This window comes from Belliella baltica DSM 15883 (genome assembly GCF_000265405.1).
Classification (GTDB): Bacteria; Bacteroidota; Bacteroidia; order Cytophagales; family Cyclobacteriaceae; genus Belliella; species Belliella baltica.
This window is the reverse complement of sequence record NC_018010.1, coordinates 2246354-2265074: the sequence shown is the minus strand read 5'-3', so window position 1 is coordinate 2265074 and position 18721 is coordinate 2246354. Positions and strand designations below refer to the sequence as shown.

Genomic DNA, 18721 nt, shown 5'->3' with positions numbered 1-18721 from the left:
TAATTTGAGTTAAACCTAATTTAAAAAGAAGAAGGAGCCCTATTTCTATAATTTCACATTCAGTCACAAGTAACGAGTCCCTTAATCCGAAATATGATGTTTACTAAGAGAGTAGGATCACAGGTTACTCTCAACAGGCAATCTTATTATGCTATTGAATATCTGTCACATTGGAAACAATTAATACTGCTGAATAATAGACACGTTTATCTCCATTAACATGATATGAATCATAAGCTAAATCCTTATGAATAATCCAAAGAGCAGACCAATTTGCTGAAGTTTCTAATTCATCATGATAAAAATTCTGTATTTCAAGTAGCCTCTCTGTATTTTCTATACTTGAAGGTTCATTTTCAAAATAAATACCTTCATAAATAGGGATTACTTGAACTGGAAGTACCATAATTCCATCTGAATCCTCCATTCTTAACAAGCTTTTAGAACAATTTTGAGTTTGATCTTTAGCCTTTGCCCATAAATCCATTGTTTCTTTGGTAATAACTCCACTATTATATGATCCATAACTATGTTTCAATTCTAAATAGAAATCCACTTTTCTATATCTTGCCCAAAAATCTACCCATCCATATGATTCTGTTTTAGCGGCTTTATTTTTTCTAATAGCTGGAATTTCCGTTAAGAAGGCATCAGTAAAGTCTGCCATAGCAGGGCCAAATAATGAATTCAATTGTCTTTCCCTATATGCAAATGGTGATTCATTTACAATCTCCATATAATTTCCCGAGTACTTAATAAACCCGTTTACTAATTTTTCTAAAAAATCGGCAGTTTTAAAAGATCCTTTCCCTTGCGGGATATTATTGATGATATTTAGTTTCCCTCTAGATTTGATTGTTCTCATTGTTTAAATATAGAGTCCAATTTAATAAATACAATTATTTTAGGTGAAGAAAACACATGCTCTTCCACAATTTACGTGTATTTTATCTAGACTTCAGACACAAAAATAATTCTCAATTTGATTTTGAATCAAAATAAAAGAACCAAGGCACAGAAAGTATCACTATAAAATTGTAATCAATGGCAGATGGAATCAAAATTGATCCAAAGTGGAACATCGCAATAACCATCATAAAATAAAGAAAATACCTTCCGAAATTTTTACCTAGTCCCTGGATCATAAATTTCCCTGCCAATAGAAAGGATAATATTTTAATTACAATAATTACAATCTGGATTAAAAGAGCACCTACCCCCCTAGCCTCTCCCCGGAAAAACATAAAATCATAATTCAATAGAGCAATCAGATAAGCCCAGCCTATCAAATATGGGTTTAAAAGTACCTTTTGAAATCGTGACATATCATGTGCTTTGAGTTGAATAAAGTTCTAAAACCTTGCGTTTAATAATCAAAGAAACTATTAATAATATCGAATATGAAATACTATTACAGTTAGATAGATATTCTTAAAACTGAGAAAAGAAAGAAAGATTGATAGAAGGTGTTTAAAGCTAATTTAAGAGTACTAAGCAGAGTTCTAGACATGTATTGACCTTGCACCATTTAAGGCTGTGAAAAGCTTAAAACAGTACGGGAAAGAGCATAATGCAAGAATGCAAGAGCTGCAAGAATTCTATTTAGAGATCATTTTACTTCCCCTGAAGTTTAAGCCTTTGGGGAAGAAAAATCGATTTTTTGTACAAAAAGTGTCAAATTTGATCAAATATACCCTGTTATAGGTATATGTTTTGAGTGGAGAAGGTTGTAGTTTTAAGAATCTATAATTGAGTTGATGAAAGTAAATAAAAATCCCGCTGAAAAGCCAAGAACTTATATAACATTAAATGGAACACATACTTGACATTGAAAAACAAGAAGAAGATCTAAATGCTATCTTCTTAAATATAAAACAATCTAATACAATTCTATTTCTAGGTGCAGGTGCGTCAGTTGGAGAAAAAAGATATTTGAGTAAAGAAATAATCGAGTTTTATGAATCTCATATTGGCAAAGAATTGAATGAACCAAACATTACAAAATGGCTTGATATCCTTTCAGCAGACGATAGTTTCAGAAGAACTCATTTTGATAATTTTGTTCAAGATCTTCTTCAAAAACTAACTGTATCAGAAGCACACAAGGTAATGGCAAGTATTCCGTGGCGTGAAATCATAACCACTAATTATGACTTATTAATAGAAAGGGCGTTTGATGCTATAATGGATTCATCACAGAAAATTTACGACTTAAAGCCAGTAAAAAATCAGAAGCAATATAACTATCGTGAATCTAATACTGAAGTCCGCTATATAAAATTGAACGGATGTATTTCAGATAAGAGTTTATATCCGCTAGCTTTTTCAACTGATGATTTTAGAAAGCTGAGCAGTTTTTATAAATTAGTTTTGAACGACTTGAAAAATATCAGTCATGATATTCAGTTTTTAAGTATGGGATACTCTTTTACTGATGATTTTGGAAAGGAATTACTAGATAAATTTGATTCTTATAATTTCCGTGATAAAAGGTGGATATTTAACGTTGACCCATTTCCGAATGAAAACACACTTGCCTATTATAAAAAAAATAAGATTTGCATCGTAAAATGCTCATTTCAGGATTTCTTTTTAAAATATAAAGAATGGGAAACAAAGAACGCTGACATTGTCGTCAAGAAAAAAGGGTTGTCACTTTTAAGCAGTAAAGATTCGCATATTTCTGCACCGCCTCAATTGCTTCTAAGTCTGGATGGAATTGTAAAACAACTTAATACACATACTAGAGAACGCTTTATTAAAGAAGAAGAATATTACAAGGGAGATGAACCTAATTTTGGAGTAATTACGAGAGGTTTAGATGTAACCAAGACTAATTTCACTCAATCATTTACTGATGAAATTCTAAAAGTTGTAAATGATAAGAAAGGTACGTTTGTACCAATATTTTTCATCAGTGGAGACTTTGGAATAGGGAAGTCTACATTTACTTTGCGTCTAATATACGAACTTGAAAAGCAGACTGATTTAGATTTAGTATCATTTGAGATTGTTGATTTTAATAGGGCAAGAAAAGAACATCTAATTGAACTTATAAAAACAATGAAAGCTAAAAACTTCATTTTCTTTTGTGATGAAATAGAAGTTGAAAGTTATTTTAAATCCCTAATTGAAATTCAAAGAGACATTAGTATTGAGCAGTTTCAAGACTGCAATATTTTCTTCATTGCACCAATACGCGTAAACATATTAGAAAAGTTTAGACTTAATAGAACTGTTCCTAATTCATATGAACTGAGAATATCAGGAGAATTTACGACAGAGGAAATTGAAGACTTACTAGAGAAACTAAAAAAGACCAATCTTATTGATTTTAGAGATGCTTCTGAAAAAAAAAGGTTAGTTTCAAAAATAATGAAAGAATACAATTCAGATTCGTTCGTAGCATTGATGGCATCAATAACATCAGGGCGACATGAGAACGATTTAATTGATTGTTATAATCAACTATCAAAAGAAGCACAGCAAGCATTTTTATATACTGCATTATTGCATAAGCACAAACTATTAATGCCGGCGAGTTGGTTAAAGCAAAACATTAAAATGGATTGGGATGAATTCATTACAAGAATAGTTAAGGCAGAGGGTAAAGGAATACTTATCCAAGAATACGTTTCAGCACATGGAACACAACCAGATTTGTATTTCAAAACTAAACATCCCCTTATAGCAGAAAGACTTGTCAACCGTTTTATTCCAAACAAAGACAAGCAATTTCAATTTTATGAACAAATGTTAAAGCAAATTGAGAATGGACAAACAAACTCTTATTTAGCTAATAATTTGTTAAAAGCTTTAGGAAAAAATAGCGATTATAACAACACGCAAATTGATAAACTTTATGATGCTGGATATACTAAATTATCAGACGACCCCTATTTTCTTTTAAACTATGCTATTAATCTTCAAAATAGGAGAACAAAAACTACCGTTAAAAAAGCAATCGGATTTATCCTCTATGCTGAAGGGCTATTAGATTATAGAAACCATAGGTTTATTCACAGACGCGCTGTTTTAAATTTTGAACTAGCTAAACTTTACTTTAGCGAAGAAACTCAATTAATTTATACAAACATATATATAAAAGAAGCTCAAGATTTATTCGTCTTAAAACAGCTTCTTGACCCATTTTCCGCATTCAGTTATGTTGACTACATCAAATTAATTATTTGGCAATTAGAAAACATAGATTACGAAATTGAAGATGTAATGCAAAAAAAGATTCTAATTGAGGATTTATTTGATTTAGCAAACAGGACAGTAACTGATAATCTGGATAGAATTGATAGTTTACAAACTCTTTATGCTAATTATTTAAATCATAACAATGATAATAAAGATTATAAGCAATATTTAGATGAGTTATACGAAAATGTAAGGTTAAGACCTTATGCTTGTATTTTATTGCATAATTACCATTTAAGCAAGGAAGAATTCGAAAAATGTGACTTTTATGTGTCAGAAATGGAATTTATGCAAGAAAACTTTGAAGTAGTAAAGTTCTTATTTAAAATTTATGGTAGATATTTACATGAAGCGAACACAAGGGTAAAGTTATTGCGTATGGCAAGGGAAAATATAAATTTGGAAAAAGAATTTCCACTTCGCTTTTACTTTTTCAAATTCATAGCAGAAACATATAACTTTAATTACAATGATGGTAAAAACTACTTAAGGAACATTAAGCATAGATATCATAATTTACATCCCGAATTCCACTATGAATGGAAAGACCCTGATGGAGAAATTATGTTATTTGATGCAATTGTAGTTAAAAAATCTGCGGAGAGATTTAAAGCTATTAAAATATCAAACATTCAATTAACAGCAAAATTGATAAAAGGGAACTATGATAAGTTTTCAGTTGGCTCAAAAGTAAAAGTAAAATTACATTTTTACTTATATGGTTTAATGGCAGAAATAGTTCAAACTACAGATAATAATTCAGAATAGCATAAAAGTGCATAGGACGGTCTAAATGCCCTCAATCAATAATAAAAAAGAAGACTGAGAGTAAATACAATTTAGAAATTAAAAAAATGTTGAGCAAAGACTAAAACAGAGAATATCAACTTCCTGAAATATAAAAGTGAAAATAATCAGCATGCTTAATAAAAGAAGTTCTATACTTCTCAAAAAGTTTTTTCTCGATAAAGAATTAATTAAATCCGTCCCTTGTCTCGTCCCTCAATCAAAATAAAAAACCCTAACATCCTGTTTTACAGTTTGTTAGGGTTTTGTTTTGCAGAGGAGGAGGGATTCGAACCCCCGGTACCTCACGGTACAACGGTTTTCAAGACCGCCGCGATCGACCACTCTGCCACTCCTCTATTATTTTAGAAAAACTTTGTAAATGCAATCACAATTATTTTTTCTAAACTCAAAACAATTCCTTGTCTTAAGGCTTGCAAAGGTAACTTGAATACTTAATATTCCAAATAGTAGAGATCGAAAAAAATGATTCATTTCTTAAATCCCTGATTTTCTGATAGAAAATTTAATAAAAAAAATGCCTAGCAAACTCTGCTAGACACTTTATATTATTACCTGATTTTAAACCTAAGCAATGTTTCTCTCTTCTGCTGATCTTAATGACATCCAGTATAAATAAATAAATCCTACTTGTGGAATCAAAAGGAATAAAGCCTTTACCAATAATGAAGTAGTCGCACTTCCAAAGTCAATCCCAAATGTATTTCCTAGGGTAAGGAATACCACTACTGCAAGTAATGCGAATACATTTGCTAAAATCAATTTTTTTGTGTTTTTCATGATATTTAATGTTAGTTTTTAACTCACTTTTTTTCAATAAAAATTGATAATAAGCATATCAAATCATCAATTCATACACCAATATTGCACATATTTTTTAAATTACAAACATGCTAAAGGACTGTACTACAATACAAAAAGGGCTTAAAAACTAAACAAATAGACATAAAAAATTTACACAAAAAAGTAAATGATTATCACTCGAAGTATTTTGTATTTCACACCAATTTACCCTCCTCTCTGAGACCGGAAAAAAATTAAAAAAACTTTACTTTTTTTTAAAATATTTTTTCAACTACCTTCTTTTCAATCAAAAATGACTCATAACCCCAAAATTCTGAATCAAGAAAATGGGCAAATTAACTCCATCTTGAGAGATAGGTTTTTAAAGATTTTAATGAATCAAACCTGTAACGAAAATCTGCTTTTGAGTGCTTGGGTATAATTAAGCTTAGCGGCTTCCGAAGTGAATAAAAAAAGATAAGGCTCGATCAATTCCAATTCCATCAACAAGAACTCCCCTCCTCTCCATACGCCATCAACTCTCGCATAAAGCGTATCCTTGGTAAAGGCTTTTACTAAGGACTCAAGATATACTAATTCAGAGCTACTTAGTTGAATTTTGGTAATTTCTCCTCCGAAGAAATGTTGAACACGAAAATCTCCTGATTTAGCACTTTTGAGTACAGCATGAGAAAATTTACCATCGAAGAAAATATAGGAATACTCCCCTACTGAGACAATCTCCTCCATAAAAGGCTGAACCAAAAACTCCTCAGACTTCAATAACTCATCAATCTTTTCTTTCATTGATTTAAAATTACCCATACTGACTTTTAGAGTATGCTTAGCACCTCCGCTAACCGCCGGCTTGACAATCAATTCTTGTACTCCAAAAAGCGTATAACAAGCATATACATCTGATGCATTTTTTCCTTTTTCTAAAAATTGAGTTTTAACAATCGAAAAACCAGCATTTTCAATTTCCTTCAAATATTTCTTATCTGAATTCCAAATAACCGTTTCCAAATCATTGTAAACCGGAATCCCTAATTCCTGAACATGCTTACACCATTCTAAATACTCTTCATACCTATCAAAATAATCCCATGGGGATTTGAGCAACAAACAAGCATATTGACTCCAATCAACCGTCTTATCTGACCAAATCTCAAATTTGTAGTCAACGTCAATTTCATCTAATATAGAGGCTAAAACCTGATCTTCATCTGCCACATTACTCGCTGCATAGGAACCTTTTGCTTCATAGGTGATTATTGCTATTCGACTCATTACTCTTACTTGATTGGGTTTATTTTAGTGTCGAAATTATATCATTTTAACTGTTTTTCATTATTTATATGCTGATTTAATCCTATTTTTGAGACTTGTCTTATGAAAAAAGAAAAATTAGTAATCATTCCTACTTATAATGAACTGGAAAACATCCAGGAAATGATTCATGCCGTCATGAATCTTGATGGTGAATTTGATTTATTAATTATAGATGACAACTCCCCAGACGGAACCGCAGAAGAGGTCATCAAACACCAAAATGATTTTACCGGCCGTCTTCATTTAATTCAAAGAAAAGGCAAATTAGGACTTGGTACAGCCTATATCACAGGATTCAAATTTGCCTTGGAAAAAGGCTATTCCTATATTTTTGAAATGGATGCGGATTTTTCACATAATCCTGATGACCTAATTAAACTTCATCGTGCTTGCTCAAACCATGGTTATGATATGGCTATCGGCTCACGATACATCACGGGTGTAAATGTAGTAAATTGGCCTATGGGAAGGGTTTTGATGTCATTTTTTGCCAGCAAATATGTTCAGTTCGTAACAGGAATTCCAATCAAGGACACTACAGCTGGTTTTAAATGCTACACAGCAAAAGTACTCAAAGCCATGGATCTCAACAAAATCAAGTTTGTTGGTTATGCTTTTCAAATAGAGATGAAGTTCACTGCTTGGAAACTAGGATTTAAAATCATAGAGGTACCAATAATTTTCACAGACCGAACGAAAGGAACATCTAAGATGAGCTCAGGAATTTTCAAAGAGGCAGTAATGGGAGTGATTTACATGAAGTTCAAAAGCTTTTTCAAAACTTACAAGCCAATCAATCAAACCTGATTGCTTTGATAGGCTTGATATTGCTTATCAGCATTGCTGGAATGAATAAAACCAATGTAGTAACTAGCAACACTGTCAAATTCAAGAAGAAAAAGACAGGCCAATTCCAATCAATAGGAACAAAACTCATATAGTAATTTTCTGAATCCAAAGGAATAATCCGAAATTGATCTTGAAGCAATCCGAATCCTAAACCAATCGCGTTTCCAATCAGCAATCCCCGACTTATAATCCTCACACCATTCCAAACAAAAATTCTTCTGATCTGTGCATTTTTTGCTCCTATCGCTTTCAGGACACCGATCATTTGGGTTCTTTCCATAATCAGAATAAACAGGATAGAAACCATATTAAATGCTGCAACAAACAGTATCAGCGTAAGAAAAACATAGACATTATTATTGAGCAAAAGCAGCCAATCAAAAATCTCCATATACTTTTCTGTCACCTTAACTAGCTTCAAATCGAAATCCAAAAAGTCATACAAAGGCTCCGCATAGCTTTCCAACTGGCTCGGATCATTGACAAAAATCTCAAACCCTCCTACCTGATCCGGTGTCCAGGCATTGAGATTTCTAATGGTCTGAATATCTCCCAATAGGATTTTATCATCAAAATTCTCCAAGAAGGTCTCATAAATCCCCACTATTTCCAATCGTCTAAATCTCGGTGGCTCCTGCACAAAATACATCGTCACCCGATCTCCTACATCCAAAAGCAATTTATTGGCTATCTTTTTGCTCAAAACGATTTCATTGCTCGCAGCAGAATCTGAAAACTGGATAAATCGACCTTTGATAATAGATGGCTTGAAACTCAAGGAGTCAAAATCCGGCCCAACACCTTTCATCAAGACGCCCTCGACTTCTTCATCACCCTTCAGCAACCCTGGCTTGTGCGCAAAAACTTGAACATGCTTAATAAAATCTAAATTTTGATAATTTTGGAAAAAATTAGCATTCGTAGAAATGGGAGATTCTTCAAAAGCATTGCCTGAAACGAACTTCATGCTTTGAAAATGTCCTGTAAAAGAAAATACCTTGTTGGAAATTTCATTTTGAAAACCACCAAGAATCATAAAAGAAATCATCGTAATCGCTAAGCCTATCGCCACACTGGCAACTGCTATTCTATGGATCGTTCCTGTGAAACCACCGGTTCTCTTAAAACTGATTCTTTTGGCAATGAAATAGGAAAGGTTCAACGAAGTTTTATAATTTGGTGGAAATCTAGCGCAAAATAACATGAAGCAAATGAAAATCGCATTCCTTCTTACTTTTTTACTTCAAAGCTTGGCATTTTGTCAAAGCCCTCAATCAAAAACTGGGCTAGCCTTTCAAAAGGAAACCCTACAAATCTTACCTGCTGCAGATAGATTAGAGGAATATTTAGAACAACTTCAAGGTAAAAAAATAGGACTTGTTGTCAATCAAACCAGCATTCTAAGTACCAAAAATAACATCCACTTAGTTGACTTTCTAATGATGGAAGGAATCGATGTTGTAAAAGTATTCGTTCCCGAGCATGGCTTTCGGGGTGATGCTGATGCTGGAGAAGCCGTAAACAATGAAATTGATTCCAGATCAGGACTTCCGATTGTCTCTCTTTATGGAAATAATAAAAAGCCCTCGCCCGAATCTCTTCAAGGGCTAGATTTGATCATATATGATTTGCAGGATGTGGGTTTGCGCTTTTACACCTACATCAGTACCATGCATTATGTGATGGAAAGTGCTGCTGAAAATAAGGTCCCCATGCTGATTTTGGATAGACCAAATCCAAATGGAGACTATATCGATGGACCTGTTTTGAAAAAGGGATTTGAAAGTTTTGTCGGTATGCATCCTATTCCTGTTGTCCATGGACTTACAGTTGGGGAACTTGCACAAATGATCAATGGAGAAGGTTGGTTAAGAAACAAGGTGAAAACAGAGTTGGAAATCATCAAAGTTGAAAATTGGTCAAGAGAAATGGCTTACAGTTTACCAGTGAAGCCATCACCCAATTTACCGAATGATCTTTCTATTAGACTTTATCCTTCACTCTGCTTTTTCGAAGGAACTGATATTTCTGTTGGCAGAGGCACTTATTTTCCTTTTCAAGTGTATGGTTTTCCGGATGCTAAATATGGGGAGTTTTCCTTCAAACCTGTCAGCATAGAAGGCATGTCAAAAAATCCTCCACACCAAAATCAACTTTGCTTCGGGAGAGATTTGAGAAATGAACCCTTGACACATCGATTTACCTTGGAGTATTTGCTAGAAGCCTATCAGACCTCTGGCAAAAAGGAAAAATTCTTCAACAATTTCTTCGACAAACTAGCCGGTACCGACCAACTCCGAAAAGACATCCTAGCCGGCAAAACCGAACCAGAAATCCGAGCCACCTGGCAAGCTGATTTGGAAAAGTTTAAAGAGCAGAGTAAGGCGTATTTGCTGTATTGATTGTTTTGCTTGAGTGATAAAAAAGGATTAGTTTTAGTGAAGTAAATATATCAAAATTGTGCATCAGCCTTAAAAACTTTATTAATGAACAGGGAAGCTTTTCAATAACGAAAATCAATTCATTTCATAACTTATAAATTACTACTTGCATAATTAAATTTGACATTTTAAATTTGACTAATAATGTCAAGACAAAAAATTCATATGGAACCCATAGGACAAACAATAAGAGCGAAAAGAGAAAGTATGGGACTACTTCTCAGGCAAGTTGCATCCTATCTCGACATTGATCAGGCTATTTTAAGTAAAATAGAACGCAATGAACGAAAACCGAATAAAGATATAATAATTAAATTGGCTGAAATTTTAGAATTTGATAAAGAAGACTTGTTGGTTCAGTTCATCAGTGAGAGAATCGCTTATGAAATCGTTGATGAAGATTGTGCAAGTAAAGTTTTGAAAGCTGCGGAGCAGAAAGTAAATTATCTAAGATCTAGTCTTGTAAAAAATTGAACTATGCGATCTGAAAGTGTTGAAACTGAAATAAGCGTAGTTGAAGAACCACAGTTGGATATTTTATACAATCCAAAAACTTCAAAGGAGAGAGAAAAGAAAACATTAAATGTACTTTCTCTTTTTTCAGGTTGTGGAGGAATGGATCTGGGATTTGAAGGTGGATTTTCTGTCCTAAAGAATTCAATAAACGAAATCATTACACCACATTTTATTGAGAAAGACTTAAATAATGGTTTTGTTGAATTAAAAAAGACAAGGTTTAAGACTGTTTTTGCCAACGATATTTTGAATGACGCAAGAAATGCTTGGGTCAATTATTTCACAAAACGGGGACACAATGCTCAAGATTTTTATAAGGAAAGCATTGTTGACCTTGTCAAAATGTATAAAAATGGTGTCAACGTTTTCCCTGAAGAAGTTGACATTGTCACAGGGGGGTTTCCTTGCCAGGATTTCAGCCTTGCAGGAAAAAGAAACGGATTCAATTCCAATAAAAATCATAAAGGGGAATTGATAATGGATAAATCTGCCTCTATTGAAACCCGTGGGCAGTTATACATGTGGATGAAAGAAGTGATTGAGATAACTCAACCGAAGATATTCATAGCTGAAAATGTAAAAGGACTTGTGAATCTAGGAGACGTAAAATCAATTATTCAAAGTGACTTTTCTTCCGCAAATGGAAATGGTTACATTGTGCTTGAACCTAAAGTATTGCATTCTGCAGACTTTGGTGTTCCGCAATCAAGAGAAAGGGTGATATTTGTTGGAATAAAAAAATCTGCTTTAAACAAAAATGCACTTAAGGAAATTGAGAAGGTCGCCATTTCAGATATTTACAACCCTTATCCAAGTCCTACTCACTCGTATACTGTAGAGGGTGAAAATTTAAAAGACTTTGTTCAACTTAAGGAATTGTTTCAGCATTTAGAAGAACCAGATACGACAAAAGATTTATCCCAACGATTTTATTCAAAAGCAAAATTTATGGGTAAGCATTGTCAAGGACAAACTGAAATTAAACTTTCAGGCATATCACCAACTATCCGTTCCGAACATCACGGAAATATAGAGTTCAGGAGGCTTTCCAAGGAAAATGGTGGTCAAATTACAAGTGAATTAACCGAAGGCCTTAAGGAACGAAGATTGACAGTTCGGGAATGTGCTTTAATACAAACGTTTCCACCTGACTATAACTTTGTAATTGAAAACAAAAACGGTAGAAAGGGTTCATTTTTAGTTAGTCCATCTCAAGCATATAAAATTATCGGAAATGCTGTTCCACCACTTTTAGCATTCAATTTAGCGAAGAGGTTAGAAGATGTTTGGGATTTATATTTTGAAAAACAATAATGATAGTTTCAGTTAATCCCGACCCAAATAGGAACGAATTTGATTTGTTGCTTAGTTCGACAATTTCAGAACTAAATATACACGCTCAAAAATCTTCAAAAAAAGTCGCAACACTTTTGGGTCGACAATTAGAGCCATATGTAAAGGATATAATGGCCGAAAAAGCACTGGGGACACAATTTGAAGATTCTATTGAATTAATTGGTGGTCAGAAATTCCCTGATATTATTGCAAAAAAATACTATGGTATTGAAGTTAAAACTACTACTCAAAATCATTGGAAAACAACAGGAAATAGCGTTTTAGAAGGTACTAGAGTAGAGAATATTGAGCGAATATTTATGCTATTTGCTAAATTAGCTAGCCCAATTGAGTTTCGTTGCAGACCATACGAAGATGTTTTATCGGAAGTTGTGGTTACTCACTCACCTCGGTATTTGATTGATATGAATTTAGAAGAAGGCAATACAATTTTTGATAAAATCAATATGCCTTACGACACTTTAAGAAAAAAGGAAAACCCCATTAGACCAATAGTTGAATATTATAAAAGTAAACTAAAACCAGGGGAAGAACTTTGGTGGATGGATGCTGACGACAACAGTAAATCAAGTAATATAGTAATTAGGATCTGGAATAATCTATCAATTAGAGAAAAGCATGAGCTGAAAAATAGGGCTATGGTTTATTTTCCTGAACTTTTTGGAAATAGTAATGATAAATTTGGTCGACTTGCTATATGGCTTGTAACACGCGAAGCCGTTGTTTGCCCAAATGTAAGGGACTTATTTACAGCAGGTGGAAAAAAGGACTGCATAATTGGTGAAAAGATTTATAAAAAGGTACCAAGGATTTTTTTGAACTTATTTAAAAATGTTCCTGCTATTATTGAAATAATTTTGCAAACCTCTGCAAGTGAACTTTCAGAATATTGGGAAATCAAAACAACGGATAAAACCAAGATATTTGATTGGATTGATTTAGTTGCTGAACACTCAAAGAAAATACATGACGCAAGACATCTAAATATTAAAGAGATATTGAAAGAAATAGCAATAGAATAGGCAGTTTAAAGCATTGCTAATATTTAATAATAATAAAGCATACTTAAAAAAATTGAAGAGCAAAGGCAAGGGAGCTAGCTGCACAGCAAATTAAAAAATGAAATATAAACTGACACCAATAAATATAATTTATGTTTGAGATTTCTCCCGATGGTCGAAATGACCTATAGGAAGATTGAACCACCAAGCATGGCTTAAAATTTTTAAGTTTGTAGAATTAGAGGACTTAATTTAATATGCAGCTAAACTTGATAAGTTTGATCCAAAAAACTCAAACCTGTTTTACAAGGCAAAACGATATGAAACACCTTCTGATTATATTTTTTTTGACTTTATCCTTCAATTGTCTAGGACAAAAGGAATCTCGAGAATTGGTTGAAGTAACTGCTCAAAAAGTTGGAATTAAAAACTCAGCTATATTTTTTCAACTGGCAGTTTCACAAGAATTTGAGAATGATATATTGATTGTAATTCCTGAAATCGCCGAAGAAGGGGAAGGATACATGATTTTAACTAGTAATATCATTCTTACCAACAAAAAATCTGGTACAATTAAGGCAAAATTCAGAGGTGAAAAAGAATGGTTCAGCGATGCTGTAAGAATTGATCAGATCGAAATCGAACCATCGATTTATAAATTGAATGAAACAAATGTGGCTTTCGGACTCAAGGTATTTTATGCAAATCAAAGTCGACCAAACCCATCATCGATTACTGAATTATCCCTTTATGCCTTCGATGGAGAAAAACTGAATGTGGTTTTAAAAGAATTCCCAATCTCACATTACGTTGGAAAAACAGACACAACATGTATAGGGACATTTGAGGTACACACAAAAGAACTGAAAATTTCAAATACCTACACCAATCAACATGCTGATCTTGAATTTGTCAATTCGATAGAACTTTATGAACAGAATGAAAATTGTGAAAAAATTATAAAGGACGCCAAAAAAGAAGTTGAAATCCTTAAATATGAGAGCGGTAGATATAAAAAGTTTGAGATTTCTCCCGATGGTCGAAATGACCAATAGCAAGATCAATTCGAATTAGCGTAAAATTTAAACACCCACTTTTTCATCCCTCTACCCTCCTACTTCATCCTTTTCTTTTTTCCTTCCAGACCTTTTGCATTGACAAAAGCAACACAGGGAGAAGCATCAGGTCGGCTAGAACTGCAAAGACTAAAGCCAAGCTGATCAATAAACCGGAATAAAAAGTTACTCCGAAGTCACTGAGCGTAAGAATTGCAAATCCTGAAACTAGGATAATTGTCGTAAGGATAATCGCTTTTCCTGTTTCAAAATAGGTTCTTTTGATTGCATAAAGCATGCTTTTCCCGAGCTTGAGTTCTGATTGAAGTTTGGTCATAAAGTGAATGCTATCATCTACAGCAATCCCGAAAGCCACTGTGAAAATCACAGCAGTGGTCAATTTTAAATCTATATCCAAGAGCCACATCACGCCACACATCCATAAGAGTGGAATAAGATTGGGTAGCAAAATCATAAAGGAAATCCTCCACGAACGAAATAGAAATCCAGCTATCAAGCCAACCAAAATAATCGCCACACCTAATCCCTTGGCCATTTGCTGTGAGATAGTTCTATGGCTTTTATCAATCAAATTGGAAGTTCCTGTCAGTCTGACTTCGAGAAAATCTGGATTGATCTCAGTTTCTATAAATTCAAAAAACTCTTTGTTGATCGCATCACTCTTCAAACTCCCAATATCTGCTGTTCGGGAAGACATCCGTCCTTGTTTGCGATCAGAAGAAATCAATTGATAATCCGGTTGCTCCAAAGCTTGATTGATATACGGTTGCATTCTTTGAAATTGACCTTGAGAAGGAAATGCAAATGCTTTGATATTTCCGGCATTCTGAGCCTGATTGAGGATTTTCACCAAAGATAATGGCGAAATCACCGCCCCTGCCTGATATTTTTCTTGGACGAATTGCTCGAGTTTGTCCAACTCTCTCAACACGTCCAATTCCAATAAACTCTCTGCTGAATCGCCTGCTTGAATGAAAATCTCCAATGGCTTGGAACCTCCAAATTCCTGATCAAAAAACTCAAACTCTTGCACCAATTCATGCTCTCTCGGAAGATTATCTAAGAGGTATCCATTGATTTTCAAATCTGTCGCTGCAATGATGGAAAGTATAGAAATGACACCAAACCCTGCTACAATTAAAGCTTTATGACTTAAAGTCCAAAGCAAAGAACCTCTCAATGCCCTTTGCCAAAATTCTTTGAATCCTTTGCTTTCAACCACCCTAAGTGGACTGAACAAATAGAGCAAACCTGGGGTGATCAAAATAACAGCTAAGAACATGATCATCACTCCTAGAGCCGTATAAATCCCAAACAACTTCAAGCTAACCGCACTGGTGAAATACAAAGTTGAAAAACCCAATGCGGTAGTCAAACAGGTTAAGAAAACTGCTAAAAATAAACTTTTGAAAGTTTTTTGAATAGCTTCATTTTTAGAAAGTCCTTGTCGAAGCTTTTGCAGATAAAGTGTCAGGTAATGAACCATCGCACTCAAGCCAATGACCAACAAGATCGTCGGCTGCATCACAGACATAACATCGAGCGCCTTTCCTGTCAATAAAATAATGGCAATCGTCCATCCAATCCCAAAAAGCAAAACCACAAGAGGCAAAACTACTCCCCACCAAGTTCTAAAAATCAAATACAACAAAACCAAAATCAAGACAATGGAAATAGAAAGAAAAAAGGCGAACTCTTCTTGAAGCAAATCCACAAACTCTCCTTGTGCTTTGATTTTTCCAGCAGTGTAGTATTCAGAAATATTAGACTTCGAAAGAATATTTTTCACTTCCTGATTGAGCTGATCCCCATCTTCTTTGGAGATCATTTGCTGATTTTTCAACATCAGCAGAAGAAATTTATGATCTTTACTGATCAGGTTTTCTGAATATTGTGGGTGGTCGTTCAGCTTTTCTTTGGATCTGGCCAATTTATCTTCACTGTCCCAATTCAAAATTCGGGTGTAGCGAATTCCAAACGCATTGATGATTGGCTCTTCCAAAGTCAATAGGGAAACAATTTCTTCGCTAAACTCAAGTTCTTCAAACTGATTTTGTACAGTCATTGCTTCAGCTAAAAATGCAGAATCAAAAACACCCTCTTCCCTACCCAAAGCGATCAGAAGGTAGTCATTGTCATTTTCGAATGTTTCTCTGAAATTCTGATAAAAAATCAAATCCTCGTCATTCTGAGGAAAAAACTGCTCGAAATCATAATCAAAGACAACTTTCGGTTGGAGAAAAATCAAGATCAAACTGATCAATCCTGCAAGTCCAAACCCATATAAGGAAGATTTTTTATCAAACATATTTTTAAATAAATATCGGGTTCAAAGATATAAACCATAAATTGACCTTTCTGATTATTTATAATCTTTTTATCTTGCTGATCTATTAAAATTGAAGACTGAAAATGAAGCAATACCACGATTTGATGAAGCATATTTTGGAGCACGGCGTCCAAAAAGGAGACAGAACTGGCACGGGAACAATCAGCGTATTTGGTTATCAAATGCGATTCAACCTCAAAGATGGTTTTCCTTTGGTCACGACTAAGAAATGTCACCTTCGCTCCATCATCATCGAATTGCTTTGGTTTCTCAATGGCGACTCCAACATCAAATACTTGAATGACAACAAAGTGAGTATTTGGGACGAATGGGCTGATGAAAATGGAGATTTGGGGCCTGTTTATGGTTACCAATGGAGACATTGGCCAGATGGCAAAGGTGGAGAAATCGATCAGATCAAAAACCTAATTCATCAAATCAAGACCAAACCGGATAGCAGAAGACACATCGTAAGTGCATGGAATGTAGCCGATGTGGACAACATGGCATTACCTCCTTGCCACACAATCTTTCAATTTTATGTGGCTGATGGCAAGCTTTCTTGTCAGCTTTATCAGCGAAGTGCGGATGTATTTTTGGGTGTTCCTTTCAATATAGCTTCCTATGCCCTATTTACGATGATGGTCGCCCAAGTCTGCGATCTTGAAGTGGGGGATTTCATCCATACTTTTGGTGATGCGCATTTATACAGCAACCATTTGGAGCAGACAGAACTTCAATTGTCTAGAGAATGCAGACCACTTCCAACTATGAAAATCAATCCGGAAGTGAAAGATATTTTCTCCTTTAAGTATGAAGATTTTGAATTGATCGGCTATGACCCGCATCCGCATATTAAAGCGGCAGTAGCGGTATAGAGTATCTGATATTTTGAATTGATTTGAGAGTTAAAAATTGATTTAATTTAGATACTGATATTGGTGGATACTTGATACTGATTGATATTGTGTGAATTCAGACCTCCTGAGATAATATTTAAAACCATCCGATCCACTGATAACTAATCGCCTAATAAATATTATCAAACTCAAATAGCTGTTCTATCATTACAAATCTTTCTTGACCTAAGGTTTTGCCTTCTAGCGTAAGCAAATAACTTATACCAGTGACATTGCTTATAAATACAGAAGAAGCTTCGTACATATCATCTAATCTAAAATACCCTTCCTGAATTTCAATTCCTTTGCTTTTCAACAAGTCAATAATCACTGATCGTCCTATCCCTTCGATGCAACCTGTCCCGAGTGATGGAGTATAAAAAACTCCAGATTTGACCCAAAATAAATTTGCAGCTCCAGCTTCAGAGACAAAACTTCCCTGACCTAACAAAATCACTTCTTCCATTCCCAATTTGACGCGGTCACGATTGGCAATGACATAAGGAAGTGCATTTAAAGTTTTACAGCTACTCCAAGGTGAACTACTCAAATATATTTCAGGATGAACAAATGCTGATTGCTTGGTTAAAGGAGCAGCATGAAAATCCTCGATTTGCAAGGATTCCTCGATTTCATCTGTTAATGGGGTATATTTCCCTTTTCCTGACCTATAAATAGTCCATCGAACTCGAAGCACTTTATCCTCCCCAAATCCCAACTTTAGCGCCCTTTCAATTTCTTCAATCGGACTCAATTGTTCAGTGTTCATCCCTAAAACTTGACAACCTGTAAGTAATCTCTCCAAATGTAGATTAGCAAAACGGATCTTTCCATTTTGAAAAACCATTGTTTCAAATAATCCATCCCCAAATAAGAAAGCCCTGTTGACATCTTGCTCTTTTTGCTCTATCCAATTCGAGAGATTTACTTTCTTCCAAAAAATTGTATCGTTTCCGTTCATTTTTTCGTGCATTTTCGGACAGTTTTTGTTTTTGAAAAATGTATGGCTGTTAAAATTAATTAAATATTTGTTTATTCTAGTCTATTTCAAAGCGCTAAACTTACTTTGTACAAAGTACTAGAATTAAAGTATTATTTTAGCACAATAATTGAAAAATCGGTAAGT

General features: G+C 34.2%; 15 protein-coding genes and 1 tRNA gene. 8 read left to right on the top strand and 8 right to left on the bottom strand.

Annotation, left to right across the window (positions count from 1 at the left end):
- Window positions 1–151 precede the first annotated feature (151 nt).
- On the bottom strand, window positions 152–865 hold the full coding sequence (locus tag BELBA_RS10475; RefSeq protein WP_014772665.1) for a hypothetical protein: 714 nt from the start codon (window positions 863–865) through the stop codon (window positions 152–154).
- Window positions 866–977: 112 nt separating this feature from the next.
- The gene (locus tag BELBA_RS10470) at window positions 978–1325 is read right to left on the bottom strand and encodes a hypothetical protein (protein ID WP_014772664.1); all 348 of its coding nucleotides are present in this window, start codon (window positions 1323–1325) and stop codon (window positions 978–980) included.
- 484 nt (window positions 1326–1809) lie between these two features.
- On the opposite strand from BELBA_RS10470, the gene BELBA_RS10465 reads away from it, so the two are divergent.
- Complete coding sequence (locus BELBA_RS10465) at window positions 1810–4974, top strand: SIR2 family protein (RefSeq protein ID WP_014772663.1); 3165 nt, start codon at window positions 1810–1812, stop codon at window positions 4972–4974.
- A 292-nt stretch (window positions 4975–5266) separates the two neighbouring features.
- Here BELBA_RS10465 and BELBA_RS10460 read toward each other — a convergent pair.
- The 3 genes from BELBA_RS10460 to BELBA_RS10450 form a co-directional block, all read right to left on the bottom strand.
- A tRNA-Ser gene (locus BELBA_RS10460) sits at window positions 5267–5351 on the bottom strand.
- A 229-nt stretch (window positions 5352–5580) separates the two neighbouring features.
- Window positions 5581–5793: a hypothetical protein gene (locus tag BELBA_RS10455; protein ID WP_014772662.1), complete on the bottom strand. Its 213-nt coding sequence runs from the start codon at window positions 5791–5793 to the stop codon at window positions 5581–5583.
- 402 nt (window positions 5794–6195) lie between these two features.
- Window positions 6196–7086 (bottom strand): ATP-grasp domain-containing protein, encoded by an 891-nt coding sequence (locus BELBA_RS10450; protein ID WP_014772661.1) that lies wholly within the window; start codon window positions 7084–7086, stop codon window positions 6196–6198.
- Window positions 7087–7188: 102 nt separating this feature from the next.
- Between BELBA_RS10450 and BELBA_RS10445 the strand changes: the two genes are divergently transcribed.
- Window positions 7189–7935 (top strand): polyprenol monophosphomannose synthase, encoded by a 747-nt coding sequence (locus BELBA_RS10445; protein ID WP_014772660.1) that lies wholly within the window; start codon window positions 7189–7191, stop codon window positions 7933–7935.
- Here the strand turns inward: BELBA_RS10445 and BELBA_RS10440 are convergent.
- On the bottom strand, window positions 7922–9139 hold the full coding sequence (locus BELBA_RS10440; protein ID WP_014772659.1) for an ABC transporter permease: 1218 nt from the start codon (window positions 9137–9139) through the stop codon (window positions 7922–7924). The genes BELBA_RS10445 and BELBA_RS10440 overlap by 14 nt on opposite strands.
- A gap of 40 nt (window positions 9140–9179) precedes the next feature.
- On the opposite strand from BELBA_RS10440, the gene BELBA_RS10435 reads away from it, so the two are divergent.
- From BELBA_RS10435 to BELBA_RS10415, 5 genes are all read left to right on the top strand, one after another.
- On the top strand, window positions 9180–10379 hold the full coding sequence (locus tag BELBA_RS10435; RefSeq protein ID WP_041779317.1) for an exo-beta-N-acetylmuramidase NamZ family protein: 1200 nt from the start codon (window positions 9180–9182) through the stop codon (window positions 10377–10379).
- A gap of 183 nt (window positions 10380–10562) precedes the next feature.
- A complete protein-coding gene (locus BELBA_RS10430) occupies window positions 10563–10892 on the top strand; it encodes a helix-turn-helix domain-containing protein (RefSeq protein WP_014772657.1) in 330 nt (109 codons plus the stop codon).
- Between the two features lie 3 nt (window positions 10893–10895).
- Complete coding sequence (locus BELBA_RS10425; protein ID WP_014772656.1) at window positions 10896–12248, top strand: DNA cytosine methyltransferase; 1353 nt, start codon at window positions 10896–10898, stop codon at window positions 12246–12248.
- Window positions 12248–13312: a hypothetical protein gene (locus tag BELBA_RS10420; protein WP_014772655.1), complete on the top strand. Its 1065-nt coding sequence runs from the start codon at window positions 12248–12250 to the stop codon at window positions 13310–13312. The genes BELBA_RS10425 and BELBA_RS10420 overlap by 1 nt, the downstream gene beginning before the upstream one ends.
- 299 nt (window positions 13313–13611) lie before the next feature.
- Complete coding sequence (locus tag BELBA_RS10415; RefSeq protein ID WP_157466081.1) at window positions 13612–14346, top strand: PA3715 family protein; 735 nt, start codon at window positions 13612–13614, stop codon at window positions 14344–14346.
- A 64-nt stretch (window positions 14347–14410) separates the two neighbouring features.
- On the opposite strand, the gene BELBA_RS10410 is transcribed toward BELBA_RS10415, so the two are convergent.
- The gene (locus BELBA_RS10410) at window positions 14411–16675 is read right to left on the bottom strand and encodes an efflux RND transporter permease subunit (protein WP_014772653.1); all 2265 of its coding nucleotides are present in this window, start codon (window positions 16673–16675) and stop codon (window positions 14411–14413) included.
- Window positions 16676–16779: 104 nt separating this feature from the next.
- Here BELBA_RS10410 and BELBA_RS10405 point away from each other — a divergent pair, with 104 nt between their 5' ends.
- Entirely contained in the window at window positions 16780–17574 is a 795-nt protein-coding gene (locus tag BELBA_RS10405) for a thymidylate synthase (RefSeq protein ID WP_014772652.1), read from the top strand.
- A 151-nt stretch (window positions 17575–17725) separates the two neighbouring features.
- Here the strand turns inward: BELBA_RS10405 and BELBA_RS10400 are convergent, their stop codons facing one another.
- Entirely contained in the window at window positions 17726–18556 is an 831-nt protein-coding gene (locus tag BELBA_RS10400; RefSeq protein ID WP_041779611.1) for an aminotransferase class IV, read from the bottom strand.
- Window positions 18557–18721: the final 165 nt, after the last annotated feature.